This is a genomic window from Asticcacaulis solisilvae (assembly GCF_052327315.1).
In the GTDB taxonomy this organism is placed as follows: Bacteria; Pseudomonadota; Alphaproteobacteria; order Caulobacterales; family Caulobacteraceae; genus Asticcacaulis; species Asticcacaulis solisilvae_B.
On the sequence record NZ_CP166196.1, the window covers coordinates 1,832,502 to 1,855,766 of the forward strand.

The following is a 23,265-nucleotide window of genomic DNA, read 5'->3' on the forward strand; positions in this document are numbered from 1 at the left end:
GTTGTGATTTGACGGCTGCCGCGTTTGACCGTATTGGCGCGGCTCTTTTTTCCTGCGGGGTGGTCCCGCGAAGGTCAACGGACATGCCCTTGGACAGCCGCGATTCGGAGCCCCTGCTTCAGGGCTTCACCATCGGGACCGAGACGCCCGAAATGGATGCGCACATTATCGGAATGACCGACCGTGCCTTCGGTCCGGGCCGATATGTCAAAACCGCCGAGCGCCTGCGCGAAGGCGCTGTGCCGTACCGCGACATGAGCTTCGTCGCCCAGAAGAACGGCCGCCTTGCCGGCTCGGTTCGCCTGTGGCCGATCGTCGTCAAGACCGACGAGACCTCCGAGACCATCGCCTTTCTCGGGCCGATCGTGGTCGAGCCGGAATTCCGCTCGCTGGGCCTGGGCAAGCAACTGATCCGCCGCGCGCTCGAAGCCGCCGCGCGGTCCGGCCTGCGTGCCGTCGCCTTGGTCGGCGACGCCACCTATTTCGGCGAGCTGGGCTTTGCCCGCGCCGACCTGACCCTGCCGGGGCCGGTCGATCCGCGCCGCGTGCTGATCCACTATTTCGAAGACGGCGTGTCGCTGTCGGGTGAGATCACCAGAGCCGGCTAACCTGGCAGACTGACCTGACCGATTGATCTTGCGGGCGCAACTGGTTAAGCGTCCGGCATGACCCAGATCACCCTGTCCGCCGATATGGGCGCGCCTGCCACGCGCGCCGTCTTTGCCGCCCTGGAAGCCAGGGGCGGAAAGGGCTGTGTGCGCTTCGTCGGCGGCAGTGTGCGCAATGCCCTGATGGGGCGGGATATCAGCGACCTCGACCTGTCGACGCAGCTTCTGCCCGATGAGACCGAAGCGGCGCTCAAGGCCGCGGGCATCAAGAGCATCCCGACCGGCAAACCGTTCGGCACCATCACGGCCGTGATCGATGTCGACGGGGTGCCGCAGCTGTTCGAGATCACGTCCTTGCGCGAAGACGTCGAGACCGACGGCCGCCGGGCCGTGGTCAAGTACACGACCGAATGGGAAAAGGACGCCCAGCGCCGCGACTTCTACCTCAATGCCCTCTATGCCGATATCGAAGGCCAGGTCTACGACCCGACCGGCCACGGCATTGACGACGCCAGGGCGGGCAGGGTGCGTTTTATCGGCGAGGCCGAGCAGCGTATCCGCGAGGATTACCTGCGAATCCTGCGTTTCTTCCGGTTTTCGGCTGGCTATGCGCAAGGCTTCGACCAGCCGTCGCTCGAGGCCTGCATCGGCCTGATGGCTGGCATAGATGGCCTGTCGGGCGAGCGCATCTGGCAGGAGATCGGCAAGATGCTGGTCCTGGCCGATCCGCTCAAGGCGTTCGAGACCCTGTCGGGCAGCGGCATCATGCATCATGTCCTGCCGGGCTGGACGCATGACGCAAAGACCTTGCCCGAACTGTCGGCCATGATCGGCCTGACGCAGGACCTGCCGCGCCGGCTGATGGCGTTGCTCGACAACGGCATCGGGCTCGATGAAACCCAACTCGAAGCCGTGCAGGCCCGGCTGAAATTCTCCAATGTGCTTTATGACCGGCTGTTGCAGGCCGGGCGCGCGGCGGCGCAACTGGCCGATGTCGACGAGGGTGTGCTGAAGCGCCTGATCTACCGCCAGGGCCGCCTGGCGGTCGAAGACGCCGTCTATCTGATCGCGGCGCACCTCGGGCGTTCACCGCACGGCCTGCTGGCCCACATCGCGGCCATGGACATTCCGGTCTTTCCGCTGAAGGGCGCCGACCTGATCGCGCGCGGCGTAAAACCCGGAAAAGTCCTGGGCGAGCATCTTAAGCAAATCGAAACCGAATGGCTTAATCATGATTTTTCACAAAGCGTGATTGACCGGAACCTTGACGGCATTGGCAAAAAGCCAAACTAATTGAGGCGAACTCGGACGAAATTGTGATGCGTAACCCAGACTATGTCGCCATCCTCGAGACCGGCGTGCCGCCGGCGGGCCTCGACGAAACCTACGGCAGCTATGCCGACATGTTCCAGGGCACCCTGGCGCGCGAGGGGCGGACGTTCCGCGTTTTCAAGACATTGCAGGGCGAACTGCCCGATGCCGACGCGCATCTGAGGGGCGTGGTCATCACCGGCTCGCCGTCTGGTGTCTACGAAAGCGATCCCTGGATCGGCGCGCTGATCGGCTGGCTGCGCGGGCTCGACCCGGCCATTCCGGCCGTCGGCATCTGCTTCGGCCACCAGATCATGGCCCAGGCCTGGGGCGGCCATGTGGAAAAGTCGCATAAGGGCTGGGGCGTAGGCTTGCACGAATACGAAATCCATGACCAGGCCGTCTGGAAAGGGCTGCTGGGACCGGCGGCCGAGCATTCCGCCATCCGCATCGCGGTGACCCACCAGGACCAGGTCGTGAAGAAGCCGGACGCGGCGATCTGCCTTGCCGGCTCTGACTTTACGCCCAATGGCGCGCTGTTCTACACCGACCGCAAGGCGCTGTCCTTCCAGTGCCACCCGGAATTCTGCGAACGTTTCGCCAGCGACCTGCTGATCAGCCGGCGCGGTGTGCGGATTTCGGAAGAGCTTGTGGACAAGGCTGTGGAAACCTTGAAAGGCGATAACCACCGCGCCGATGTGCTGGGCGCCATTTCGAAGTTCCTCGGCGCATGAACGGGACCCACCCCTATTACGAAGCTGTCGACGACCTGAAGAACGTTTATCTTGAAGACAGTTTCGTGCTGGGCATCCACGAGGGCGAGGACAGCCTGTTCTTCGACCTCGACGCCGTGTTGACGGACGAACATCCGCTGTATCGTCCGCCGCCCGAGGATCTGCGCTATTGCTACCGGACGGCGCGGCTGATCTTTTCGGGCGATATCCGGGTGACCTGGGTCGAGCGCAATCTCGAGGCGCGCAACGAGGACGGCATGGGCAATGTCGACCTCGGCGAAATCGACGGCTTCGAATGCGGGCCGGACGGCTATTACCTCGACGGCGAATGGGGCGCGGTCAAGGTCGCTGCGCAGGAAGTGCATCTGGTTTTCAGATGAATTGCACCTCCCCATTTTCTGCGAAAACGGGGAGGTCAAAGCGGCCTACGGCCACTTCACCACGGGCGGCATGGACGACAGGATCGAAGCGACATTGCCGCCGGTCTTGAGCCCAAACAGCGTGCCGCGGTCGTAAAGCAGGTTGAACTCGACATAGCGCCCGCGCTGGACAAGCTGCGCTTCGCGGTCGTCCTCGGTCCACGGCTGGTTCAGCCGGCCGCGCACGATCTGCGGATAGATGGCGAGAAACGCTTCGCCCACGGCCTGCGTAAAGGCGAAATCGGCGGCATGGTCGCCGCTGTCGAGATGATCGTAGAAGATACCGCCGACACCGCGCGGCTCATCGCGGTGCGGCAGGTAGAAGTATTCCTCGCACCACGCCTTGAAGCGCTCGTAATAGCCGGCGTCGAAGCGGTCGCAGGCCGCCTTGAAGGCGCCGTGGAAGGCGACGGCGTCGGGCGCGTTCTGGTGCCGGTCGGCCGCCATCAGCGGCGTCAGGTCCGCGCCGCCGCCGAACCAGCTCTTTGTCGTCGTGATGAAGCGCGTATTCATATGCACGGCCGGCACGTGCGGATTGGTCATGTGCGCGATCAGCGAAATGCCGGTGGCGTGGAAACGCGGATCCTCGGCGGCGCCGGGAATCGACCTGGCGAACTCCTTTGAGAAACTGCCATGCACGGTCGAGATATGGACCCCGACCTTTTCGAACAGCCGGCCGCGCAGGATCGACATCTCGCCGCCGCCGCCTTCCGGGCGCTGCCACGGCGTGCGCTCGAACCGGCCGGGTGCGCCGGCGTAAAGCGGTTCCGGCGCTTCATCCTCCAGCGCTTCGAAGGCCGTGCAGAGGGCGTCGCGCAAACGGCGAAACCAGGCGGCGGCGTCGGCCTGGCGGTGCGACAGGATATCGGCGGTGAGGGGAGCGGCTGCGGTCATGGGCGTCTCTTATCCTGTCAGTCGCGAACCGGAAAGCTGTTCGTTTGCCGCAGGGCTTCGGCCAGGCCGATGGCGGCGGCCGTCACCACGTTGATCGAGCGTGCGGCGCGACTAATCGGAATGAAGACGCGGGCGTCGGCGGCGTCGTGCACGTCGTCTGGCACGCCCGCGCTTTCACGGCCCATCAGCAGGATGTCGCCGGGGCGGAAAACGAAGTCTGTCATCGGGACCGCGCCCTTGGTCGTGAACAGAATCAGCCGGGCTTCGGCGCCCAGGACATCGCGCCGGAAATCGAGAAAAGCCTCCCATCCGGAGTGGTGCGACACTTTGGCGCACTGGCCGTAATCCATGGCGGCGCGGCGGATCGCCTTGTCGCTCAGCGGGAAGCCGCAGGGCTCGATAATGTCGAGATCGGTCTCGAACGCGGCGCAAAGGCGGATGGAAGCCCCGAGATTCTGCGGGATGTCCGGCTGATAGAGCGCAAGGCGCATGAGGCTTACTCCGCAAGGCAGTGATTCGGCGCACTTGCCAAAAAATACCGTTCTCCGTCCAGCCGAAAGTGCCGCCGGCGCCTGTCTTTTACCGCCAAAGCGGACATGCGCGAAAAACGGCAAAACGGCGTTTGGACATGCGGCATAATTGTGTTTATAGACGACGTTATCTACGCAGGCCGCGCATCCCTGCGGCAATTCGCGCCGGGCCTTGCCCGCAACGGCGAATTGCGTCACGGGAAGCGTTTGAGCTTTTTAAAAATTCGTCTATGTAGCTTCGGCATCCTGCCGAACGCGACAACGACTCAAATAAGTGGCGTGGCGCGGACGACCCGCAAGGGGCGGCAGGGCGCGAGAGGTAACGAAGAGGTGGCAAGGTGAGCGAACCTGGGCAGAATCACGCGTCGATCGGGGATCACAAGGACCCCAACCGGCGCGACTTTATCTATATCGCGGCCGCGGCAGGTGCCGCCGGTGCGGCTGCGATGGCGGCCATCCCCCTGATCGGGCAGATGAATCCGGCCGCCGACACGCTGGCGCTCGCGTCCATCGAATACGATCTCGGCAAGGTCGCCGAAGGCCAGCAGGTCGTCGTCAAGTGGCGCGGCAAGCCCCTGTTCGTCCGCTACCGCACGCCCAAGGAAATCAAGGAAGCCCAGGACGCGGACTGGAAGACCTTCCGCGACCCGCAGCCCGACGCCGACCGCGTCAAGAAGGGCCACGAGCAATATCTCATCCTGGTCGGCGTCTGCACCCATCTGGGCTGCGTGCCGAACTTCGGCGCCGGTGACTACGGCGGCTGGTTCTGCCCGTGCCACGGCTCGCAGTACGACACGTCCGGCCGCATCCGCCAGGGACCGGCGCCCAAGAACCTCGAGGTTCCGGACTACACCTTCCTCTCCGACACCAAGATCAAGGTGGGCTGACAGCGATGAGCGACCATAAATCGACCTATGAGCCCAAGACGGGCATCGAAAAGTGGCTGGACGCGCGCCTGCCCATCATCCGCCTCGGCTATGACAGCTTCGTCGACTATCCGACGCCAAAGAACCTGAACTACTGGTGGACCTTCGGCGGCATCCTGTCGCTGTGCCTCGGCATCCAGATCATCACCGGCGTCATCCTGGCCATGCACTACGTGGCCAGCGCGGACCTGGCCTTCAACAGCGTCGAGCGCATCATGCGCGACGTCAACTACGGCTGGCTGATCCGCTACGCGCACGCCAACGGCGCGTCGATGTTCTTCTTCGCGGTCTACATCCACATGTTCCGCGGTCTCTACTACGGCTCGTACAAGGCGCCGCGCGAAGTGTTGTGGCTCCTGGGCTGCGTCATCTACTTCCTGATGATCGCCACCGCCTTCATGGGCTACGTCCTGCCGTGGGGCCAGATGTCCTACTACGGCGCCGTCGTCATCACCAACCTGATCGGCGCGATCCCCGTGGTCGGCCCGTCGATCCTGACCTGGCTGCAAGGCGGCTTCTCGGTCGACCAGCCGACGCTGAACCGCTTCTTCTCGCTGCACTACCTGCTGCCGTTCGTCATTGCCGGCGTCACCGTCCTGCACGTCTGGGCGCTGCACGTCACCGGCCAGAACAACCCGACCGGCGTCGAGATCAAGTCCAAGGAAGACACGGTTCCGTTCACGCCGTACGCCACGATCAAGGACGGCTTCGCCATGATCCTGTTCCTGATCATGTTCGCGGTCTTCGTCTTCTTCGCGCCGGATGCTCTGGGCCACGCCGACAACTACGTGCCGGCCAACCCGCTGCAGACGCCGAACCACATCGTGCCCGAATGGTACATGCTGCCCTTCTACGCCATCCTGCGCAGCATGGTGTTCGACATCGGCCCGATCCCGTCCAAGCTGATCGGCGTCGTGCTGATGTTCGCGGCCATCGCGGTCATCTTCCTGCTGCCCTGGCTCGACACGTCGAAGGTGCGCTCGATGCGCTACCGCCCGGTCATGCGCTGGTTCTTCGTGCTGTTCGTCATCACCTGCGTCGCGCTCGGCTGGTGTGGTGGCAAGCTTCCGACGGACATGGTGTTCTCGATGGGCACGGACAGCCACAACAACCCGATCGGCCTGTCGGTCGTGCTGCTGTCGCAGATCCTGACGGCCTATTATTTCGCCTTCTTCCTCATCATCATGCCCTGGATCGGCCTCAAGGAAGATCCTCTGCCCCTGCCGGCCTCGATCTCCGAAGCCGTGCTGGCCGGTCAAAAGCACTAAGAAGGGGGAGGAGCATAATGTCCATCTTGACCAAAAGCTTAAAGGCCCTCTCGGGCGCCGTCCTCGCGGTGTCCCTGATGGCCGCGCCGCACTCGATCGCGGCGGAAAACTTCAAGGAGCCGGAAGCTCCCAAGGAAGGCTTCTCGTTCGAAGGGCCGTTCGGCACCTTCGACCAGGCCCAGCTGCAACGCGGTTACAAGGTCTACCGCGAAGTCTGTTCGGCCTGTCACTCGATGAAGCTGCTGTCGTTCCGTAACCTGGCGCAGAAGGACGGTCCCTTCTACGACGAGAAGTACAAGAACCCGAACGACAACCCGATCGTGAAGCAGATCGCGTCGGAATACGACATTCCGACGATCGACCCCGACACGGGCGACGAGACGACCCGCAAGGGCACGCCGTCGGACCGCTTCGTGTCGCCGTTCAAGAATGACGAAGCCGCCAAGGCTTCGAACGGCGGAGCCTTGCCCCCCGACCTGTCGGTCATGGCCAAGGCCCGTGAAGGCGGCGCCCGCTATATTTATTCGATCCTGACGGGCTTCCGCGCGCCGCCGGCCGGTCTGACGGTCGCCGACACCCAGCACTACAACCCCTACGTCCACGGCTCGCTGGCCACCCAGTGGAAGGGCGACCCGAAGGACGTGCCGCCGGGCGGCGTCCTGGCCATGCCGCCCCCGCTGGCGGACGGCCGCGTGACGTTCGACGACGGCCGCAAGTCGACGCTGGACAACGAAGCCGCCGACGTGGCGACCTTCCTTGAGTGGGCGTCCGACCCGCACGCCGTCGAGCGCAAGCAGACCGGCTTTGCCGTGATCATCTATCTGCTGCTGATGGCCGGCGTGACCTACATTGCCTACCGCCAGGTCTGGAAAGGAAAGCACTAAGCTTTCCGTTCGCTGAAAATTGGAAGCCCGCCGGAAACGGCGGGCTTTTTCATACGTGGATCAGGTCGAGCAGGGCGCGCAGTTTCGGTGCATGGCGCTGGCGTTCGGGGAAGTAGAGAAAGAAACCCGGTTCCTCGATCGCGGTCTCGGGCAGGATCTGGACCAGTCGGCCGGCGGCGATATCATCGCTGACCTGGAAGTCGAAGACGTAGGCGATGCCCATCCCCGCCAGGGCCAGTTCGCGGGCATAGAGCCCGTCGGTGATGCGGACCGGGCCTGAGACGCGCACCGACACGTCATGGCCCCGGTCAGCGAGGTCCCATTCGTAGATGCCGCCGGACGCGAGCTGGCGATAGCCGATGCAGGCGTGCTTTTGCAGATCGGCCAGGGTCTGCGGCAGGCCTTTGCGCCCGATATAGGCGGGCGCCGCCACCATGATGGCCTTCATCGGCGGCGTCAGGCGCACCGCCACCATGTCCTGGGCAATCATATTGCCGAGCCGGATGCCGGCGTCGAAGCCCTGGCCGACAATATCGGCCAGGGCTTCGTCGGCAATGATCTCGACCGTCAACTCCGGATGGGCTTCGGCCGTGCGCACCAGCAATGGCGTCAGGTGGGGCAGGGCGACACGCGGTACATTGAGCCGCAAGGTGCCCGTCACGCGCCCACGATCGGCGCGCAAACGCTCGGAGACTTCCGACAGGTACCTCAAGCCCGGCAGGACAGCGTCCAGCAGGTCGCGCCCGGCGTCGGTCAGGCGCACGCTGCGCGTGGTCCGCACGAAGATAGGCTGCCCCAGGTGCGTCTCGACCACGCGCACGGCGTGGCTTACGGCGGAGGGGCTCATCTGCAATTCCGAAGCGGCGCGGGCAAAGCTGGCATGGCGTGCCACGGCGGAAATCACGGGCAGGTGCGGCAGGAGATTGCGATCCATTATGCAATCATATCGCATAATTCATGCGCAATGAAACGGATTTTCATTCAATGCCAGCAGCGGCATCATGGTCTCGTTCTCAAGGACAGGAGAGACCATCATGACCAGGACAGTTTTCATCACCGGCGCCTCGGCGGGGTTCGGCCGCCACTTTGCCGAAGAAGCCTTGCGTCTCGGCTACAACGTCGTCGCCACCGCGCGCCGCCTGGACCGGCTCCAGGCGCTGGCCGCGCAGGCGCCGGATCGCGTGCTGCCGCTGAGTGTCGATGTCGACCGGCCCGACATGATCGCGTCCGCTGTCGAAGCGGCGATAAGGCGTTTCGGCCGGATCGACGTGCTGATCAACAATGCGGGCTACGGCCTTGTCGGCGCGCTGGAAGAAACGCCGGCCGAGGAATGGCAGGCGGTCTTCCGTACCAACCTGTTCGGCGCGGTCGAGACGACGCGGGCTGTCCTGCCGGTCATGCGCGCCCAGCGTTCGGGAATGATCGTCAATATCTCGTCGATGGGCGGCCAACTGTCGTTCGCCGGTTTCTCGGCCTATTCGGCGACCAAGTTCGCCCTCGAAGGGCTGAGCGAAGCCCTGGCCGACGAGGTCAGGGGCTTTGGCATCAAGGTGATGATCGTCGAGCCCGGCGCCTTCCGTACCGACTTCGCCGCCGGCGGCGCACTCCGTCACATGCCGGTTATCGACGCCTACGACGACAGCGTCGGGCCGACGCGCGCCTTCGCCCATGGCATGGACGCCACCCAGCCCGGCGACCCCGTAAAGGCCGCCCGTGCCGTCTTCCAGGCGATCGTGTCGGACAATCCGCCGCTGCGCCTGGCGCTGGGCAACGATTCGCTCGACGGCATCCGGGCGCACGCCGAAGCCGTGCTCAAGGACCTGAAGGACTGGGAGGCCGTATCGCGCGGCGCGGTGTTTGAGGCCGAGACAGCCTAAGGCAGGGCCGGCGGTCAGCCGGCGCCTCGTGGCTTGCCTTTGAAGACCCGGTGCCCATCAGGCGCCGGGGCAGGCTTCTGCTCCGGCGAGTAGGCCAGGATGCGCGTGGTAACGAGAGTCCATTGGCCTGTGGCGTCCAGCGCTGCCAGGGCTTCGAATTTTACCTCTCCGGCATCATCCAGGGTCTCGCACAAGGCGGTGAATTGCGCAGGGCCGGTCCATTGATTGGGCATGCAGGACGGTTCGAAGACGATCTCCGGCTTTTGGCCGGTCATATCCCGGATCGTCAAGTTCTGGTTGGTGTTCAACTCGTCGACCCCTTCACCGCCGGAAGCCAGCCAATGCCCGTCCGGAGAGCCCGAGGCTTCACCATTCGTCCGGATGGGCTTGCCGTTTTCCAGCGGAATGAAATAGCCGTAGGTCTCGTCATGCAACTCGACGATTTGAGCGTAGGCTTCCATCTTGTGCGTCGACGGCGAGATCAGGGCAACGGGGCCCACGAACGCGAAATTATGGCAGCCCGCCGTCGCAATCTTCCCGCAACTGGTCAGAGTCGTAATCAGCTTGCCGTTATGAAAAATCTTGAGCTTGGCGCCATCGCGCTTCGCCAGCTCCGGGTACGCCGCCAACTCTTCGGCTTTCGGGTTACCGCCCGCAAACGATGTTCGATAATTGGTGGGCAGCGCATTTTGGTAATCGGGCCAGGCTGCCGACGAATTCGTGGCCGAAGTGGAAACAGACGCGTTTTCCGCCGGCTGTGAATGCCCGACGGCCAGCCGGTCGCATCCCGAAACCGCGACGGCCGCGGCCATCAGCGCAATAAGGCGTATATGCATGGACTTCCCCCTCCAGACCGTAACCACGTTACGATCCGGAGCGAGGTGGGTCAACCTGGACCTTGAAGCGGAGGTTCATGACGGCCTCAGTCTGATCCGCCGGTCTGCGGGGATTGCGGGGACGGCGTGAACGGCGTTCCCACATAAACCTGGTGCGGATCGACCGGCGTATTGGTCTTGCCGAAGGGCTGATAGGCCAGGATCCGCGTGGTGGTCAGCGTCCACTGTCCCTTGGCGTCCAGGGCGGCCTGGGCTTCGAACCACAGATCGCCGGTGATGGTGGTGCGTTCGCACAGGGCGGTGAACTGGTTCGGGCCCGTCCACTGGTTGGGCATGCATGATGGATCGAAAATGATATCGGGGTGCTTGGCCGCCATGTCGCGGATCATCAGATTGCCCAGGGTTTCGCCCTGGTCGTCGATGCCGTCGCTGCCCGAAGCCAGCCAGTGGCCGTCGGGGGAGCCGCTGGCCTCGTGATCCGTATCGACGGATTTGCCGCTTTCGAGCGGAATGAAGTATCGGGCAGCCCCTTCGTAAAAGCCTTCGGCGACCTGGGCGTAGGGCTCCATCCTGTGCGTTACAGGCGACATCAGCGCCACCGCGCCGATGAAGGTGAAGGCGTCGCAGTTCTCGGGATCCTTGTCGCAATCCGTCCCTTTCAGGGTCCGAATCAGCTTGCCGTTATGGAAAATCTTGAGCGTCAGACCGGACCGCACCGCCAATTCCGGATGCGCCGCCAGCCGCTCGGTCTCGCCTTCATTGAGATCGGTCGCATGGCGATAAGTCGTCGGCAGGCGATGGTCGAGGTTCGGCCAGGTCGGTGCGGTCGCGGAAACTGACTGTACGGGCGGTGCCGGCAGCCGGTCGCATCCCGAAACCATGACGACCGCAGCCGTCAACGCGATAAGGCGTATGTGCATGGATTTCCCCCTCCAGACCGTAAGCAGATTACGGCGTGGAAGGGGATCGGTCAATTACACGTTGAAGCGGAAGTTCATGACGTCGCCGTCCTTGACGACGTACTCCTTGCCTTCCTGGCGGAACTTGCCCGCATCGCGCGCCCCGGCTTCGCCTTTGAACTGCACGTAGTCGGCATAGGCGATGGTTTCGGCGCGGATGAAGCCCTTTTCGAAATCCGTATGGATGACGCCGGCGGCCTGGGGCGCCGTACAGCCGACGGGGATCGTCCAGGCGCGGGCTTCTTTCGGACCCACGGTAAAGTAGGACTGAAGGCCGAGCAGCTTGTAGGCCTCGCGGATCAGGCGGTTCAGGCCCGGCTCTTCGAGGCCGAGCGTTTCCAGGAACTCCTGGCGCTCTTCGGCGTCGAGCATGGCGATTTCGGATTCGATCTGCGCCGAGATGACGACGCTGTTGGCGTGGTCGGCTTTTGCGCGTTCGGCGACCTTGGCCGACAGGTCGTTGCCCTTGTCGGCAGCGCCTTCCTCGACGTTGCATACATAGAGGGCGGGCTTGGAGGTCAGCAACTGGAGCATGGCCCAGGCCTTCATGTCTTCCTTGCTGACCTTGCCGTTTTCGACGGCCAGGCGGGCGGGGCGGCCTTCGCGCAGGTAACCCAGCGCCGCATTGATCAGCGACACGGTGATGGCCGCTTCCTTGTCGCCGCCGGTCTTGGCGCGCTTTTCCAGCTGCGGCAGGCGCTTTTCGAGGCTTTCGAGGTCGGCCAGCATCAGTTCGGTTTCGATGATCTCGAGGTCGCTGATCGGATCGATGCGGCCTTCGACGTGCGTGATGTCGGTGTCGACGAAGCAGCGCGCCACATAGGTGATGGCGTCGCAGTCGCGGATATTGGCCAGGAACTGGTTGCCCAGGCCTTCGCCCTTCGACGCGCCGCGCACCAGGCCGGCGATATCGACGAAGTTGATGCGCGCCGGGATGATTTCCTTCGAGCCTGCGATTTCGGCCAGCACGTTCAGGCGCGGCTCGGGCACCGCGACATCGCCGGTATTGGGCTCGATGGTGCAGAAGGGATAGTTGGCGGCCTGGGCGGCGGCCGTCTGGGTCAGGGCGTTGAACAGGGTCGACTTGCCGACGTTCGGCAGCCCGACGATAGCGACTTTAAGGGCCATTATGGGTCTCGGGAAACGAATATGGCCGCTTCCCTAGAGCATTTCGGCGCCAATCACCAGCGACTTATATGGAATTCAGCACCACGTCGGCGGCGCGGCGGGCACCGTCTTCGGCCGCGATCATCACGGCGCAGGCTGCGGCCTGGGCGGCGATCGCCGGATTGGCCAGCAGGTCGCGGATCTGGCGGACGGCGGCGCTCTTGCGCCACTTGTCGTAGTTCAGCGTCAGGCTGGCGCCCGACTTGGCGATGCGGAAGGCATTGTCGAACTGGTCGCCGAACACCGGCGTGACGAGCTGCGGGCGGCCTGAACGCAGGGCCTGGGCGGTCGAGCCGATGCCGCCGTGGTGGATCACGGCCTTGCAGCGCGGGAAGAGCAGGGAGTGCGGTGCATAGGCGACGACGCAGACGTCCGGCCCGAAATCCTCGTTGAGCAGCGGGCTTTCACCACCGACCAGGATGACGCAGCGCTCGCCCAGCGCCTTGGCGACATCGACGGCACGGCGATAGAAGACTTCGCCGCCATAGACGACCCAGGTGCCCAGGCTGAAGACCAGCGGCGCGGGACCGGTGTCGAGGAAGGTTTGAAGCTTGGCCGGCAGGGTCGGCGTCGTGCCGGACTCGCTGTCGTGGAAGGGGAAACCGACGATTTCGGTATTGGCCGGGAAGTCCGGTTGCAGGTCCTGCAGGACCTTGGAATAGAAGGCGATCGTCTGGTGGTCCGAAACGATCCCGCCCAGGCCGATCGTCGGGTTCAGACCATAGCGGCGATAGATGGCCATGACCTCGATATGGCTGGCGGCCATGAACTTTTCGCCGGTCTTCATGATCAATCGATTGTAGGCGGCGGCCAGTTTCGATTGCGGTGACAGGATGAAGGGGGCCTGCTTGATCTTGGGCGGGTCGTAGCGCGACATCATGACGGTCGGCTGTAACGCCACGGTGGTGAAGGGCTTGCCGGCCAGGCTGGCGGCGATATGGGCGCCGTAGGCGAAGGGTGAGCCCAGTACGATGTCGCAGTCGCTGACGGCGGCCTGGATGTCGCGAATCGACCGTTCCAGATAGGGGGCGATCAGGCGGCGGATCAGGAAGCCGTGGTCCGACGAGATGCGCTTGACGATCTCGGCCGGGCGCAGGCGCAGGGTCTGGACATAGTCGTCGCGGCTGATGCCGTAGGGAATAAAGTTAAGGCCCGCGGTTTCGACCTTGGGGCGGTAGTCGGGGTGCGAGGCGAGGCTGACTTCGCAGCCCTTGTCGGCCAGGGCGCGGCCCAGCGCGATGAAGGGATGCAGATCCCCCAACGACCCATGGGTCGCCAAAACGACCTTGCGCTGCGCCGGTAAGGGCTGCGCGCCGTTGTCTGTCCGTCTTTCGTCTGACAGAGTCCCGTGTGCCACTGATTAAGCCCTGAAATTACCCCGAACGCTTATGCGCTCGCACGACAATGGGGCGAAATAGCGACCAAAATCAATCCCGACTTTCACACTTAGGCCTTTCGTTACCATAAAAAGTAACATTACTGCGGCTTTTGCGCAGCCAGCTGGCGCGCATCGAACTTGGGGGCGGGGGCCAGGCGCATGACTTCCGCCTGGTAGCGGTCTGCCGCGTCCGGCGCGCCGGAAAAGAGCATGGGAAGGGCGCGAACGCAAGCGTCGTCGAGGGATTCGACCCAGGTTTGATCGCTTTTCGCGAAGTCGGCCAATACCCAGGTCAGCACCAGTTCCTTGGCGCCCGGGTGGCCGATTCCCATCCGGCCGCGCATGAAGTTCGGACCGATATGCGCCATGATCGAGCGCAGGCCGTTATGGCCGGCATGACCGCCGCCCATCTTCATGCGCAGGCGGCCGGGCGCCAGGTCCAGTTCGTCGTGGAAGACGGTGATCTGTTCGGGCTTGAGCTTGTAGAATTGCAGGGCCTTGGCGACGCTAAGCCCCGAATTGTTCATATAGGTCTGGGGCTTCAGCGCCAGGACCTTTTCCTTGCCCTTGGGCGTGTCGATCAGGCCTTCGGAGACGAAGCCGTCGAAGGCCTTTTTTTCAGGGCCGAAGCTGCCCGACGCGATCAGGGCGTCGACCATCATGAAGCCGATATTATGCCGGTTTTTCGCGTATTGCGCCCCGGGATTGCCGAGGCCGACGATGAGGTGCATGAAGCGCTCCGGCGAAAGTTGACCCGTGACCTAATAAAAAAGACCCATCCAGAGGACGAGTCTTTTTATCGTGTAATCTGTGAAGAGGCGAAAAGGGCCTCTCCGTGGCCTTAGCCTTCCGAAGCCGCGGCGGCGTCTTCCGACTGGCTGGCGCCCGACGAGCGGACCGAAGCGACGACGACTTCGCCCTTGAGAACGGGAGCGACGTCCGACGGCAGCTTGAGGTCCGAAATGTGGACGCTCTGGCCGATTTCATAGCCGGTCAGGTCGATGATGATGTCTTCCGGAATGTGATCGGCGGGAACCAGGATTTCCAGCTCGTGGATCGAAACGTTGAGCGCGCCGCCCTTCTTCAGGCCGGGCGAGGCTTCGTGGTTCTTGAAGTGCACGGGAACCGCGATGCGGATCTTGGCATGCTCGTCGACGCGCAGCAGGTCGAAGTGCACGGGCACGTCGGTGACCGGGTGGAAGTCGATCGCCTTGGCGATGACCTTCTGGGTTTCGGTGCCGTGCTTCAGCGTGACCAGGTGGCCAGCCAGCTTGCCCGTGTACAGGGCCTTCTTGAATTCATTCAGGCTGACGGCGATCGGCACGGGGCCCAGGTTGCCACCGTACAGGATACCCGGCAGCTTGCCGGCATTGCGAACTTCGCGGGCGCCGCCGGTACCGGTGCGTTCACGCACTTCGACGTCCAGAACAATCTCGGCCATGAGCCTTCATCCTCAAACAGAAAACAGCGCCGCGGCCGCTTGGGCGCAGCGCGAAAATTTCAAGAGCGCGGGACATACACGACTCCGTTCAGGGACGCAACCGCCTGCAAGCGCCAATTCCCAATAAAAAATACGCCGGGGGGCAACCCCGGCGTATTTATCGAAATCAAAGGGAAGATCAGCCCTTTTTCTTCTTTTTCGACGTGCTCTTGGTCGTGGCGGACTTGGTGGTCGCGGCCTTGGCACCGGACGGCGCGGCCTTGCACTTCTTGCCCTTCCGGCACTTCACCGTGGGCTCGGGCTGCAGGTAGGGCTGGGCGTCGGCGTGGGCGATCGAGCCGTCGTCGTTGAAGCCGATCTTGCGGACGGGATCGAAGCTGAGCGCATTGCTCGACATCTTGCCCAGGCACTGGCCGGTATCCATCAGCACGTGCTGGCCCAGGCAGAAGACGTCCTCATAGTGCGGCTTGGCCACGGCCAGGCACTGATAGAGGTTCAGTTTGCTCATGCTCAGGCACTTGGCGCCGTCGCCTTCGTCGAGCAGGGCCACCAGGTTCGGCGCGTTGTTGTCGCCACCTTCGCCCAGGATGGCGACGGCCGCGATGGTCAGCGCGCGGTTGACCGTCTGGGTATAGGGCTGGTCGAACAGGTCCGGACGGCCGAAATTGGCGTTGGGATCGTCGACCTGGGCAGCGGCCGGATTTGCCGAAGCGGCGGCGGGCGCCGGATCGGTCGAAGGCGCCGTGGTGCTGGCATTGGTGCCGGCGGGCAGGGGGCTGCCGCCGACCGCGGCGTCGCCGGTGGCTTCACCCGTGCGGGCGCGCGTCACGAGGCCCTCACCGGTCAGGGCGGCGGCCAGCAGCTTGGCGCTCTGGTCCGATTCGACGCTTTTCAGCGTGACCGAGTTCTGCTTGGCCAAGGCCAGGCGCTCGTCGCGGCCGTTGATGAATTCCTTGGACCAGGCCTGACGCTGGATGTCGTAGGCCGATTGCTTGACCGCGGCGCCGGCCTTGTAGATCGACTGTCCGTCGGTCGACAGGGCCAGGATGACGCGGCGGGCGGCGATATTGGCCGACGGCAGGCCGGCGGCGTAGCTGGGGTTGCTCAGCAGCTTCTGGACCATGTCGGCGCGCGTCGCCGGATCGGCGGCGTAGGCGCGAAGGGCGCTGCGGAAGGACGGCTCCTGCATGGCGACGATGGCGCCATAGGCGACGGCGCCGCGCGCCAGCTGGGTCGGCTCATACGATTCACCGGTCTGGAGCTCGGCCTGGACCGAAGCGCCGTCGGCGAAGTTGGCCGGCAGCTTGCGGGCCTGTTCGACATAGGCGACGTAGGTCGCGGCGGCGTCCGAGATCTGAGAGCTGAGCGCGACCGGAGGACCGGCGGGCGCGGGCGGCGGCGGAGGGGGCGGTGCGGGCGGCGGCGCGTCGGTGGCGCAGCCGGCCAGCGTCAAACCAAGGGCAAAAAGGCTGCACGCCATGAACCTGTAGGCATGCCCCTTGGAAACTGACAACTTCATACGCAACTCCTTGGAAGCGAAAGGATCGGGATGTGGATTTGTGCCCGTTATGGGCATGAATTGTAAAGGCGCGGCGACAATGGCCGGCGTTATTTTGGATACGTCTCTTGTGGGGACGATTTGCTGCCCACAGGGAAGCCCTACGAAAACGCCGAAAATAAGGCACTTTCGTAGCCCGGCAGCGTCCCGGCTCCGGATAAGGGAATCGATTAGGTAAACGCCGGAAAGGCGTCAATCAATGAAGTGAACGCGCGGGATCAAAAAGACTTGATCGCTTAATCAAACAGCTTGGAGACCGACTCTTCGTTGGCGATGCGGCGGATGGCTTCGCCGATCAGCGGCGCCACGCCGACAATGCGGATCTTGGCGTTGGCGCGGATGGCTTCGGTGGCTTCGATCGAATCCGTGATGACCAGTTCGCTGAGCACCGAGTCCGCCACGCGGCCGAGCGCCGGGCCCGACAGGACGCCGTGGCTGACATAGGCTGATACCGCTTTGGCGCCGCGGTCCATCAAGGCCTTGGCGGCGTGGCAAAGGGTGCCGGCGGAATCGACGATATCGTCGAACAGGATGCAGCGGCGGCCGGTGACGTCGCCGATGATGTTCATGACTTCGGATTCACCCGGACGCGGGCGGCGCTTGTCGACGATGGCCAGGTCGACATTGAGGCGGTCGGCCAGCGCGCGGGCGCGCACGACGCCGCCGACGTCCGGCGACACGATCATCAGTTCGTGCGGATCGGGATAGTTGGCCTTGATGTCCTTGGCCATGAACGGAATGGCGACCAGGTTGTCGGTCGGGATATCGAAGAAGCCCTGGATCTGGCCGGCGTGCAGGTCCATGGTCAGGACGCGGTGGGCGCCGGCGCGGGTAACGAGGTTGGCCACCAGCTTGGCCGAGATCGGCGTGCGGCCGCCGGTCTTGCGGTCCTGGCGGGCATAGCCGAAATAGGGGATGACGGCGGTGATGCGCTTGGCCGAAGCGCGGGTCAGGGCGTCGATGCAGATCAGCAGTTCCATCAGGTTGTCGTTGGCCGGATAGCTGGTCGACTGGATGACGAACACGTCTTCGCCGCGCACGTTTTCATCGATGGTGACGAAGATTTCGTTGTCGAGGAAGCGCTGCACGCGCGCCTTGGTCAGCGGAATGTCCAGGTAGTCGCCGATGGCCTGGGCCAGGGTCCGGTTGGAGTTGGCGGCAAGCAGTTTCATGGGAGACCTATTTGGGGACATGGAGCCGATTGGGGGTGCGGTTTTCACGCGGGCTTTTAGCAGGGGCTGCTGTGTCCACAAGACCAATTCGTCGCAAAACCGTAAAATTATGTGACGATTATCGCCGATTTTGAAACTCTGGCTGGCCGCTGATGAACCAGGCGCGGGCAATCTTTCCGTCCTTCACCTCATAGATGGCGACGACGTCGATTTCGCCCCGGCCCTGCGGAAAGGTGCGGGTGACGCGCTCGCGGTCGATGACGGTCTCGCCGATCGCCTGGCGGTCGATCAGCCGGGCGTGGAGGTCGGGTTCGTCGAAGCGCTCGACATGGCGGGCGCGGATAGCCGCGTGGCCTTCGCACAGCAGGGTGTCGGGATGGGCGTAGAAGCGCGCATCGTCCGCCCAGCATTGCATGAAGGCGTCGATATCCTTCGCATTATAGGCGTTTAGCTGCGCCTCGACGACGCCGGCGGGCGTCATGGCCGCAACATGATGCAGGCGATGAGGCGGCCATAGTCCGGCTCGCCATTGAGGAAGGCGCGGCGGTTGGAGAAGAAGAGCTGGGCATCGGCGCGGGTGTCGTGGCCGGTGGCGGCGCACTGGTCGACGCCGGCGCGCTTCAGCCGCATCAGGCAATAGCCGGGCAGGTCGAACATGCGCTTGCCGGGGCTGGCGCCGGGGATAAAGAAGGCCGGGCTGTCGGGATCGGCAGTAGCGAAGGTCTCGGCATAGTCGGCGCCGACCTCGTACGAGGCCTGGGCGATACAGGGCCCGACGACGCAGCGGATGCGGTCGGGGGATGCGCCCTTCGTTTTCATCAGCGCGATCGTGTTTTCGATGACGCCGTAGAGCGCGCCCTTCCAGCCCGCGTGGCACGATCCGATGACGCCGGCCTGCGGGTCGGCGAACAAAAGCGGCGCGCAGTCGGCCGACAGGGCCGACAGGATCAGGCCGGGCACGGTGGTGACCAGGCCGTCGGCCTCCGGCCGAGTGTCGGTCTCCCACGGGCCGGAGACGTCGAACGCGGTGGCGGAATGGATCTGGTAGAGGCTGAGCAGGCGCTCTTCCGGTTGATCGAACGCAGCGGCCACGCGGCGCCGGTTTTCGCGGATCGCTTCCGGCTGGTCTTTCGAGCCCAGGCCGACATTCAGGCTTTCATACGGGAAGTGCGACACGCCGCCCTGGCGCGTGAAAAAACCGTGCTGAATGGTGGGCAGGTCGAGCATCGGGTGGAGAATGCGCGGGGGCAGGGGGGACATGTCGGTGCCTCTGGAAAGGGACCTCTCCACCGCTTCGCGGTCCCCCTCCCCACGCTTCGCGTAGGGAGGAGAAATCTGCGCGAACGCTCCTCCCCATCATCGATGGGGACTTGCGCTTGCCGACGCTATACGTCGGCTGCGCTCACCGCGAAGCGGTGGAGGGGTATCTTCCTGCGGTCTAATCCGCTGTTGTGTCCGCTTCAAGCCCGATCATCGGCACGCCGTCGGACGTGAAGGCGACGACCTTGAAAAGCGCGCCCATTTCGTCGCTGTCCATCAGGCGGTGGTACTGGCGTTGCAGCTTTTCGGCCTTGTCGGGGTGCCTGGCGGCCAGGTCGGCAAAACGGGCGTCGATGCCCATGGCTTTCAGGAATTCCGCCTGTGTGGCTATGCGGCTGACGGCGACGCCCTCGGCGCGGGCGGCATCCGCCACCGCCGGAAAATCGGCCCATTGCGTCAGGTCGTGTTCGCCGGGGGCATCGAGCGGATCGTACTTCCGGTGGCGGTGGAGCGCCTGAAGCGTGTTGCCCGGGCCCGGCACGTCGCGGCCATAGTCGATCAGCAGGGCCGCGCCGCCGTTTGTCTTTATATGCGCGGCCAGCATGGCGGCAAATCGGCGCTGGGCGGGGCTGTATTCGCGGAAGTCGCCGAGCTGGCCGGGCAGGGGCGCCAGATGCTCCGCCACCTCGGCGCTGAGGCCGAAGGCCAGCTTGCCCTCCGAAAGCCCCACCAGGCATTCGTGCCACCCGGTCTCGCCGCGCACATATTGATTGGCCGGCAGGCAATCCAGGACCTCGTTGCCGATGACGATCAGCGGGGCGTCACCATCGTCCAGGGCCGTTGCGAAACGCGCGTCGGGGAAGCGGGCGGCCTGGATGGTCCGCAAGGCGGGCGAAGGCTCGATCAGCACAAGCTGCATCGCCATGCGCATCCCCGGCACGCGTGCCACCACGCGCAGGATATCGCTCATCAACGTGCCGTCGCCCGGGCCGATCTCGGCCAGGCGGAACGGCGCGGGCCGGCCCATGGCGGTCCAGGTCTCCGCCGCCCAGACGCCGATCATTTCGCCGAAGGCCTGCGACACCATGGGCGCGGTGATGAAGTCGCCGGTTTCGCCGAACGCGACATGCTTGGTGTAATAGCCGTCGATCGGATCGAGCAGGCAGCGCGACACATAGTCGGCCACGCTCATCGGGCCTTCGAGCACGATCTGCTCGATCAGTCGTTCGCGCAGGCGCAAGTCAGGCCGCCCCCAATCAAGCCGCGGGCGTCTTGGTATTGGCCGGTTCCGGCACGGCGGGCGCGGGCGGCAGGGCGTCGGGCTTCAGCGCGCGCCAGATCAGCCAGGCGCCGCCGATCACCATCGGCAGGGACAGCAACTGCCCCATGGTGACGACATTCTTGAAGAAGCCCCACATCTGTTCGTCGGGATTGCGCACGGTTTCGACCAGGATACGGATAATGCCGTAGCCGGTAATGAAGATGCCCATGATCAGGCCGGGGCGCTGCAGCTTGTGCAGGCGCTGGCCGAGGAACCACAGCAGGGCCAGCATCAGCAGGCCTTCGCCGAAGGCTTCGTAGAGCTGGCTGGGGTGGCGGGGAATATCGACCCATGTCGTGCCGTTGAAATTCGCCGGGCATACGCCGTGGTACTGATCCTTGATGTACTTGTTGCAGAAGACCATGCCCCACGGCAGGCTGGTTGCCCGGCCCCACAGCTCGCCATTGACGAAGTTGGCCAGGCGTCCGAACAGCAGGCCCATCGGCGCGACGGTGGCCAGCAGGTCGCCCAGGCTCAGGGCCTGCCTGAAGCCGAAATTGTTCCTGCGGCACCACAGGACCGCCGCCAGCAGCACGCCGGTGAAGCCTCCGTGGAATGACATGCCGCCTTCCCAGACCTTGAACACGTCGAGCGGATGGTGCCAGATGATCGAGGCGTCATAGGCCAGGATATAGCCGATGCGGCCGCCCAGGATCACGCCGCCGGTCAGCCACAGGATCAGGTCGTCGAGCTGGTCGGCGCTCAGCGGCGGCTTGTGGTCGGGCCACAGGTCGGCGCGCTTAAGAAGGCGTCCGGCATAGAGCCAGCCGAGCACGATCCCGGCGACATAGGCGAGAGCGTACCAGCGGATGGCGACGGGGCCCAGGTGGATCAGAACCGGATCGATATCAGGCAGGCGCAGCGTCATGATTGGCATGTCTCCCCATGGGCGTCGCGCTCATTTATCAACTTCAATCTGCTTCGTCGCGACAAAACAGCGGCAGGATTTACGAGAATCATGGAAAAACTTTGTTGCGGGCGCGATATCGCCTATATTGATGACAGATATCGCGTCACGCCCTTAGTTTGAGGACCTTATTCCCATGCAAAGCCAGAACCCTTTCCTCGACGAGATGGCAAAGCTCACCTCCTCGGCGATGAGCCTGGCGCAGGCGGCGGGCGAAGAAGCCAAGGCGGCGATGCGCAGCCAGGCCGACCGCTTCGTGGCCGACATGGATCTTGTGCGCCGCGACGAAATCGATGCGCTGAAGGCGGAAATCGCCGCATTGCGTGAGGACGTCGCCGCGCTGAAGAGCGCGAAGGCGGCAAGGACGAAGCCGGCAGACCCGGCGGCCGGGATTTGAAATAAGAGATTTTATATGAACACCTCTGAGGTTTACGACAGCGATGCCACCTTCGACCCGCTCGACATGGTGGAATCGATCCTGACCGAAGAAGGCCTTGAATTCGAACGCACGCCCGAGGGCGACCTCGGTTTCGCCCTGTCGGGCGACTGGCGCACTTACGAAATGTGGTTTTCCTGGCGGCCCGAAGGCGAATGCCTTCAGCTGTGCTGCGCGCTTAACGTCGAGCAGGGCACGGGCATGACCCTGACCAAGGACCGCCTGCCGGGGCTCTACGAGCTGCTGGCCGTGGTCAACCAGCACGTCTGGTTCGGCCACTTCGAAGTCTTTCGCGATGTCGAGGTCCGCGACGGCGGCTATGACATCGTCTTTCGTCACACGGTCGCCGTCATGCCGCAGGACCGCGGCTCCGTGGCGTCGTCCGCCCATATGATCAACAGCGCCGCAGAAGCGGTTGACCGGTTCTTTCCGGCCTTCGACTTCTGGTTCAAGGGCGCGATTTCAGCGCAGGACGCCTTCGCGGCCTGCCTGTTCGAGACCCGCGGAGAAGCCTAAGTGTCCGAAGCCGTCCTGCCCAAGCCGATCCTGCTCATCGGCGCCGGCGCCCTGGGTTCATCCATGCTCAAGGGCTTCCGCATTCGCGGCCATGTCCTGCCGTCCGACCTGATGATCCTGGACCTGATGCCGGGCGAGACCGCCCAGGACTGGGCCAGGGACGGGGCGCAGCTCAATCCGCAACCCGACGAATGGCACAAGGCGAAGACGGTCATCCTGGCGGTCAAGCCGCAGGGCTGGCATGCCGTGGCGCAGATCCTCAACGGCAACCTGTCGCCCGACACGGTCATCGTGTCGGTGATGGCGGGCGTGCAGGCCAGGGTGCTGAGCCAGGGGTTCAGCGGCCATGCGGTGGCGCGTGTCATGCCGACGACGGGCGTAGCCACGGGCCGTGGCGTGGCGTCGATCTATTCCGACAAACCGGAAGCGTTGGCCGCGGCGCGCGGCCTGTTCGAACCGATGGCGGCGACGGTCCTGCTGAAGAGCGAGGACCAGGTGGATTCGGCGACGGCGGTGTCGGGCTCGGGCCCGGCCTATGTCTATGCCTTCGTGCGCGCGCTTGAAAAGGCCGGCAAGGAAGCGGGGCTGTCATCGAGCCATGCGCGCGACCTGGCGCGCGGGACGCTGGTGTCGGCGGCACGGTTGCTGGATGCCACGGGCGAGGAGCCGGATGAACTGATCCGCAAGGTGGCGTCGCCGGGCGGCACGACCGAGGCGGCTTTGAAGGTCCTGTGCAAGCCGGGCGAGGGGCTGGACGAGCTGGTCCTGGCGGCCGTCCAGGCCGCGCATCAGCGCGCGAAAGAGCTGGGGTAGAGAAGGTCCCGAGCCTTCCCTGATTCGGGGGAGGTTCTGATTATTTGCAA

The 23,265-nt window shown here is 64.2% G+C and carries 26 protein-coding genes; 11 read left to right on the forward strand and 15 right to left on the reverse strand.

Features of this window, described 5'->3' with window-relative positions; genetic code table 11:
• The first annotated feature begins 89 nt into the window (after positions 1 to 89).
• From AB8717_RS08450 to AB8717_RS08465, 4 genes are read left to right on the forward strand one after another with little or no spacing between them, the layout of a single operon-like run.
• Positions 90 to 608 (forward strand): GNAT family N-acetyltransferase, encoded by a 519-nt coding sequence (locus tag AB8717_RS08450; protein WP_443750585.1) that lies wholly within the window; start codon positions 90 to 92, stop codon positions 606 to 608.
• Positions 609 to 665: 57 nt separating this feature from the next.
• Positions 666 to 1,901, forward strand: coding sequence for a CCA tRNA nucleotidyltransferase (locus AB8717_RS08455; RefSeq protein ID WP_443750586.1), 1,236 nt, complete (start codon positions 666 to 668; stop codon positions 1,899 to 1,901).
• Positions 1,902 to 1,927: 26 nt separating this feature from the next.
• A complete protein-coding gene (locus AB8717_RS08460; RefSeq protein WP_443750587.1) occupies positions 1,928 to 2,653 on the forward strand; it encodes a glutamine amidotransferase-related protein in 726 nt (241 codons plus the stop codon).
• On the forward strand, positions 2,650 to 3,033 hold the full coding sequence (locus AB8717_RS08465; RefSeq protein ID WP_443750588.1) for a hypothetical protein: 384 nt from the start codon (positions 2,650 to 2,652) through the stop codon (positions 3,031 to 3,033). Before AB8717_RS08460 ends, AB8717_RS08465 begins: the two co-directional genes overlap by 4 nt.
• 45 nt (positions 3,034 to 3,078) lie before the next feature.
• Here AB8717_RS08465 and hemF read toward each other — a convergent pair whose 3' ends face one another.
• Both hemF and AB8717_RS08475 read right to left on the reverse strand, forming a co-directional pair.
• The gene (hemF, locus tag AB8717_RS08470; RefSeq protein ID WP_443750589.1) at positions 3,079 to 3,966 is read right to left on the reverse strand and encodes an oxygen-dependent coproporphyrinogen oxidase; all 888 of its coding nucleotides are present in this window, start codon (positions 3,964 to 3,966) and stop codon (positions 3,079 to 3,081) included.
• A gap of 17 nt (positions 3,967 to 3,983) precedes the next feature.
• Entirely contained in the window at positions 3,984 to 4,457 is a 474-nt protein-coding gene (locus tag AB8717_RS08475) for a tRNA (cytidine(34)-2'-O)-methyltransferase (protein WP_443750590.1), read from the reverse strand.
• A 377-nt stretch (positions 4,458 to 4,834) separates the two neighbouring features.
• Here AB8717_RS08475 and petA point away from each other — a divergent pair, with 377 nt between their 5' ends.
• From petA to AB8717_RS08490, 3 genes are read left to right on the forward strand one after another with little or no spacing between them, the layout of a single operon-like run.
• Entirely contained in the window at positions 4,835 to 5,383 is a 549-nt protein-coding gene (gene petA / locus AB8717_RS08480) for a ubiquinol-cytochrome c reductase iron-sulfur subunit (protein WP_443750591.1), read from the forward strand.
• Between the two features lie 5 nt (positions 5,384 to 5,388).
• A complete protein-coding gene (locus AB8717_RS08485; RefSeq protein ID WP_443750592.1) occupies positions 5,389 to 6,690 on the forward strand; it encodes a cytochrome b in 1,302 nt (433 codons plus the stop codon).
• 17 nt (positions 6,691 to 6,707) lie between these two features.
• Positions 6,708 to 7,574: a cytochrome c1 gene (locus AB8717_RS08490; protein WP_443750593.1), complete on the forward strand. Its 867-nt coding sequence runs from the start codon at positions 6,708 to 6,710 to the stop codon at positions 7,572 to 7,574.
• Positions 7,575 to 7,623: 49 nt separating this feature from the next.
• On the opposite strand, the gene AB8717_RS08495 is transcribed toward AB8717_RS08490, so the two are convergent.
• On the reverse strand, positions 7,624 to 8,508 hold the full coding sequence (locus tag AB8717_RS08495) for a LysR family transcriptional regulator (protein WP_443750594.1): 885 nt from the start codon (positions 8,506 to 8,508) through the stop codon (positions 7,624 to 7,626).
• A gap of 100 nt (positions 8,509 to 8,608) precedes the next feature.
• On the opposite strand from AB8717_RS08495, the gene AB8717_RS08500 reads away from it, so the two are divergent.
• Complete coding sequence (locus AB8717_RS08500) at positions 8,609 to 9,451, forward strand: oxidoreductase (RefSeq protein WP_443750595.1); 843 nt, start codon at positions 8,609 to 8,611, stop codon at positions 9,449 to 9,451.
• A gap of 14 nt (positions 9,452 to 9,465) precedes the next feature.
• Here the strand turns inward: AB8717_RS08500 and AB8717_RS08505 are convergent, their stop codons facing one another.
• The 12 genes from AB8717_RS08505 to lgt form a co-directional block, all read right to left on the reverse strand.
• On the reverse strand, positions 9,466 to 10,287 hold the full coding sequence (locus AB8717_RS08505) for a hypothetical protein (RefSeq protein WP_443750596.1): 822 nt from the start codon (positions 10,285 to 10,287) through the stop codon (positions 9,466 to 9,468).
• 86 nt (positions 10,288 to 10,373) lie between these two features.
• Positions 10,374 to 11,207 (reverse strand): hypothetical protein, encoded by an 834-nt coding sequence (locus AB8717_RS08510; protein ID WP_443750597.1) that lies wholly within the window; start codon positions 11,205 to 11,207, stop codon positions 10,374 to 10,376.
• Positions 11,208 to 11,261: 54 nt separating this feature from the next.
• Complete coding sequence (gene ychF / locus AB8717_RS08515; RefSeq protein WP_443750598.1) at positions 11,262 to 12,374, reverse strand: redox-regulated ATPase YchF; 1,113 nt, start codon at positions 12,372 to 12,374, stop codon at positions 11,262 to 11,264.
• A gap of 64 nt (positions 12,375 to 12,438) precedes the next feature.
• The gene (locus AB8717_RS08520; protein WP_443750599.1) at positions 12,439 to 13,770 is read right to left on the reverse strand and encodes a glycosyltransferase; all 1,332 of its coding nucleotides are present in this window, start codon (positions 13,768 to 13,770) and stop codon (positions 12,439 to 12,441) included.
• A 119-nt stretch (positions 13,771 to 13,889) separates the two neighbouring features.
• Entirely contained in the window at positions 13,890 to 14,522 is a 633-nt protein-coding gene (gene pth / locus AB8717_RS08525) for an aminoacyl-tRNA hydrolase (RefSeq protein WP_443750600.1), read from the reverse strand.
• Between the two features lie 110 nt (positions 14,523 to 14,632).
• The gene (locus AB8717_RS08530; RefSeq protein WP_443750601.1) at positions 14,633 to 15,232 is read right to left on the reverse strand and encodes a 50S ribosomal protein L25/general stress protein Ctc; all 600 of its coding nucleotides are present in this window, start codon (positions 15,230 to 15,232) and stop codon (positions 14,633 to 14,635) included.
• 178 nt (positions 15,233 to 15,410) lie between these two features.
• Positions 15,411 to 16,751, reverse strand: coding sequence for a hypothetical protein (locus AB8717_RS08535; RefSeq protein WP_443750602.1), 1,341 nt, complete (start codon positions 16,749 to 16,751; stop codon positions 15,411 to 15,413).
• A gap of 275 nt (positions 16,752 to 17,026) precedes the next feature.
• Positions 17,027 to 17,962, reverse strand: a complete 936-nt coding sequence (locus tag AB8717_RS08540) for a ribose-phosphate pyrophosphokinase (RefSeq protein WP_443750603.1) — start codon at positions 17,960 to 17,962, stop codon at positions 17,027 to 17,029.
• Positions 17,963 to 18,080: 118 nt separating this feature from the next.
• Positions 18,081 to 18,443, reverse strand: coding sequence for a nuclear transport factor 2 family protein (locus AB8717_RS08545; RefSeq protein WP_443750604.1), 363 nt, complete (start codon positions 18,441 to 18,443; stop codon positions 18,081 to 18,083).
• A complete protein-coding gene (gene pgeF / locus AB8717_RS08550) occupies positions 18,440 to 19,222 on the reverse strand; it encodes a peptidoglycan editing factor PgeF (RefSeq protein ID WP_443750605.1) in 783 nt (260 codons plus the stop codon). Before pgeF ends, AB8717_RS08545 begins: the two co-directional genes overlap by 4 nt.
• Positions 19,223 to 19,400: 178 nt before the next feature.
• On the reverse strand, positions 19,401 to 20,462 hold the full coding sequence (locus AB8717_RS08555) for a class I SAM-dependent methyltransferase (protein WP_443750606.1): 1,062 nt from the start codon (positions 20,460 to 20,462) through the stop codon (positions 19,401 to 19,403).
• Positions 20,463 to 20,478: 16 nt separating this feature from the next.
• Entirely contained in the window at positions 20,479 to 21,411 is a 933-nt protein-coding gene (gene lgt, locus AB8717_RS08560; protein WP_443750607.1) for a prolipoprotein diacylglyceryl transferase, read from the reverse strand.
• A 175-nt stretch (positions 21,412 to 21,586) separates the two neighbouring features.
• Here lgt and AB8717_RS08565 point away from each other — a divergent pair, with 175 nt between their 5' ends.
• Genes AB8717_RS08565 through proC form a run of 3 tightly spaced genes read left to right on the forward strand, consistent with a single transcriptional unit; the run spans position 21,587 to position 23,215 of the window.
• Positions 21,587 to 21,847: an accessory factor UbiK family protein gene (locus tag AB8717_RS08565; RefSeq protein ID WP_443750608.1), complete on the forward strand. Its 261-nt coding sequence runs from the start codon at positions 21,587 to 21,589 to the stop codon at positions 21,845 to 21,847.
• Positions 21,848 to 21,862: 15 nt separating this feature from the next.
• Positions 21,863 to 22,402, forward strand: a complete 540-nt coding sequence (locus tag AB8717_RS08570) for a YbjN domain-containing protein (RefSeq protein WP_443750609.1) — start codon at positions 21,863 to 21,865, stop codon at positions 22,400 to 22,402.
• Positions 22,403 to 23,215 (forward strand): pyrroline-5-carboxylate reductase, encoded by an 813-nt coding sequence (gene proC, locus AB8717_RS08575; RefSeq protein ID WP_443750610.1) that lies wholly within the window; start codon positions 22,403 to 22,405, stop codon positions 23,213 to 23,215.
• Positions 23,216 to 23,265: the final 50 nt, after the last annotated feature.

Excerpts from the sequence above, each read along its gene's own strand:
- AB8717_RS08475 (WP_443750590.1), bottom strand. The coding sequence starts at position 4,457 with ATGCGCCTTGCGCTCTATCAGCCGGACATCCCGCAGAATCTCGGGGCT.
- AB8717_RS08535 (WP_443750602.1), bottom strand. The coding sequence starts at position 16,751 with ATGAAGTTGTCAGTTTCCAAGGGGCATGCCTACAGGTTCATGGCGTGC.
- ychF (WP_443750598.1), bottom strand. The coding sequence starts at position 12,374 with ATGGCCCTTAAAGTCGCTATCGTCGGGCTGCCGAACGTCGGCAAGTCG.
- AB8717_RS08460 (WP_443750587.1), top strand. The coding sequence starts at position 1,928 with ATGCGTAACCCAGACTATGTCGCCATCCTCGAGACCGGCGTGCCGCCG.
- pgeF (WP_443750605.1), bottom strand. The coding sequence starts at position 19,222 with ATGTCCCCCCTGCCCCCGCGCATTCTCCACCCGATGCTCGACCTGCCC.
- AB8717_RS08545 (WP_443750604.1), bottom strand. The coding sequence starts at position 18,443 with ATGACGCCCGCCGGCGTCGTCGAGGCGCAGCTAAACGCCTATAATGCG.
- pth (WP_443750600.1), bottom strand. The coding sequence starts at position 14,522 with ATGCACCTCATCGTCGGCCTCGGCAATCCCGGGGCGCAATACGCGAAA.
- hemF (WP_443750589.1), bottom strand. The coding sequence starts at position 3,966 with ATGACCGCAGCCGCTCCCCTCACCGCCGATATCCTGTCGCACCGCCAG.
- AB8717_RS08500 (WP_443750595.1), top strand. The coding sequence starts at position 8,609 with ATGACCAGGACAGTTTTCATCACCGGCGCCTCGGCGGGGTTCGGCCGC.
- AB8717_RS08510 (WP_443750597.1), bottom strand. The coding sequence starts at position 11,207 with ATGCACATACGCCTTATCGCGTTGACGGCTGCGGTCGTCATGGTTTCG.
- AB8717_RS08540 (WP_443750603.1), bottom strand. The coding sequence starts at position 17,962 with ATGAAACTGCTTGCCGCCAACTCCAACCGGACCCTGGCCCAGGCCATC.
- lgt (WP_443750607.1), bottom strand. The coding sequence starts at position 21,411 with ATGACGCTGCGCCTGCCTGATATCGATCCGGTTCTGATCCACCTGGGC.
- AB8717_RS08485 (WP_443750592.1), top strand. The coding sequence starts at position 5,389 with ATGAGCGACCATAAATCGACCTATGAGCCCAAGACGGGCATCGAAAAG.
- AB8717_RS08490 (WP_443750593.1), top strand. The coding sequence starts at position 6,708 with ATGTCCATCTTGACCAAAAGCTTAAAGGCCCTCTCGGGCGCCGTCCTC.
- AB8717_RS08455 (WP_443750586.1), top strand. The coding sequence starts at position 666 with ATGACCCAGATCACCCTGTCCGCCGATATGGGCGCGCCTGCCACGCGC.
- AB8717_RS08530 (WP_443750601.1), bottom strand. The coding sequence starts at position 15,232 with ATGGCCGAGATTGTTCTGGACGTCGAAGTGCGTGAACGCACCGGTACC.
- AB8717_RS08495 (WP_443750594.1), bottom strand. The coding sequence starts at position 8,508 with ATGGATCGCAATCTCCTGCCGCACCTGCCCGTGATTTCCGCCGTGGCA.
- AB8717_RS08565 (WP_443750608.1), top strand. The coding sequence starts at position 21,587 with ATGCAAAGCCAGAACCCTTTCCTCGACGAGATGGCAAAGCTCACCTCC.
- AB8717_RS08505 (WP_443750596.1), bottom strand. The coding sequence starts at position 10,287 with ATGCATATACGCCTTATTGCGCTGATGGCCGCGGCCGTCGCGGTTTCG.
- AB8717_RS08570 (WP_443750609.1), top strand. The coding sequence starts at position 21,863 with ATGAACACCTCTGAGGTTTACGACAGCGATGCCACCTTCGACCCGCTC.
- AB8717_RS08465 (WP_443750588.1), top strand. The coding sequence starts at position 2,650 with ATGAACGGGACCCACCCCTATTACGAAGCTGTCGACGACCTGAAGAAC.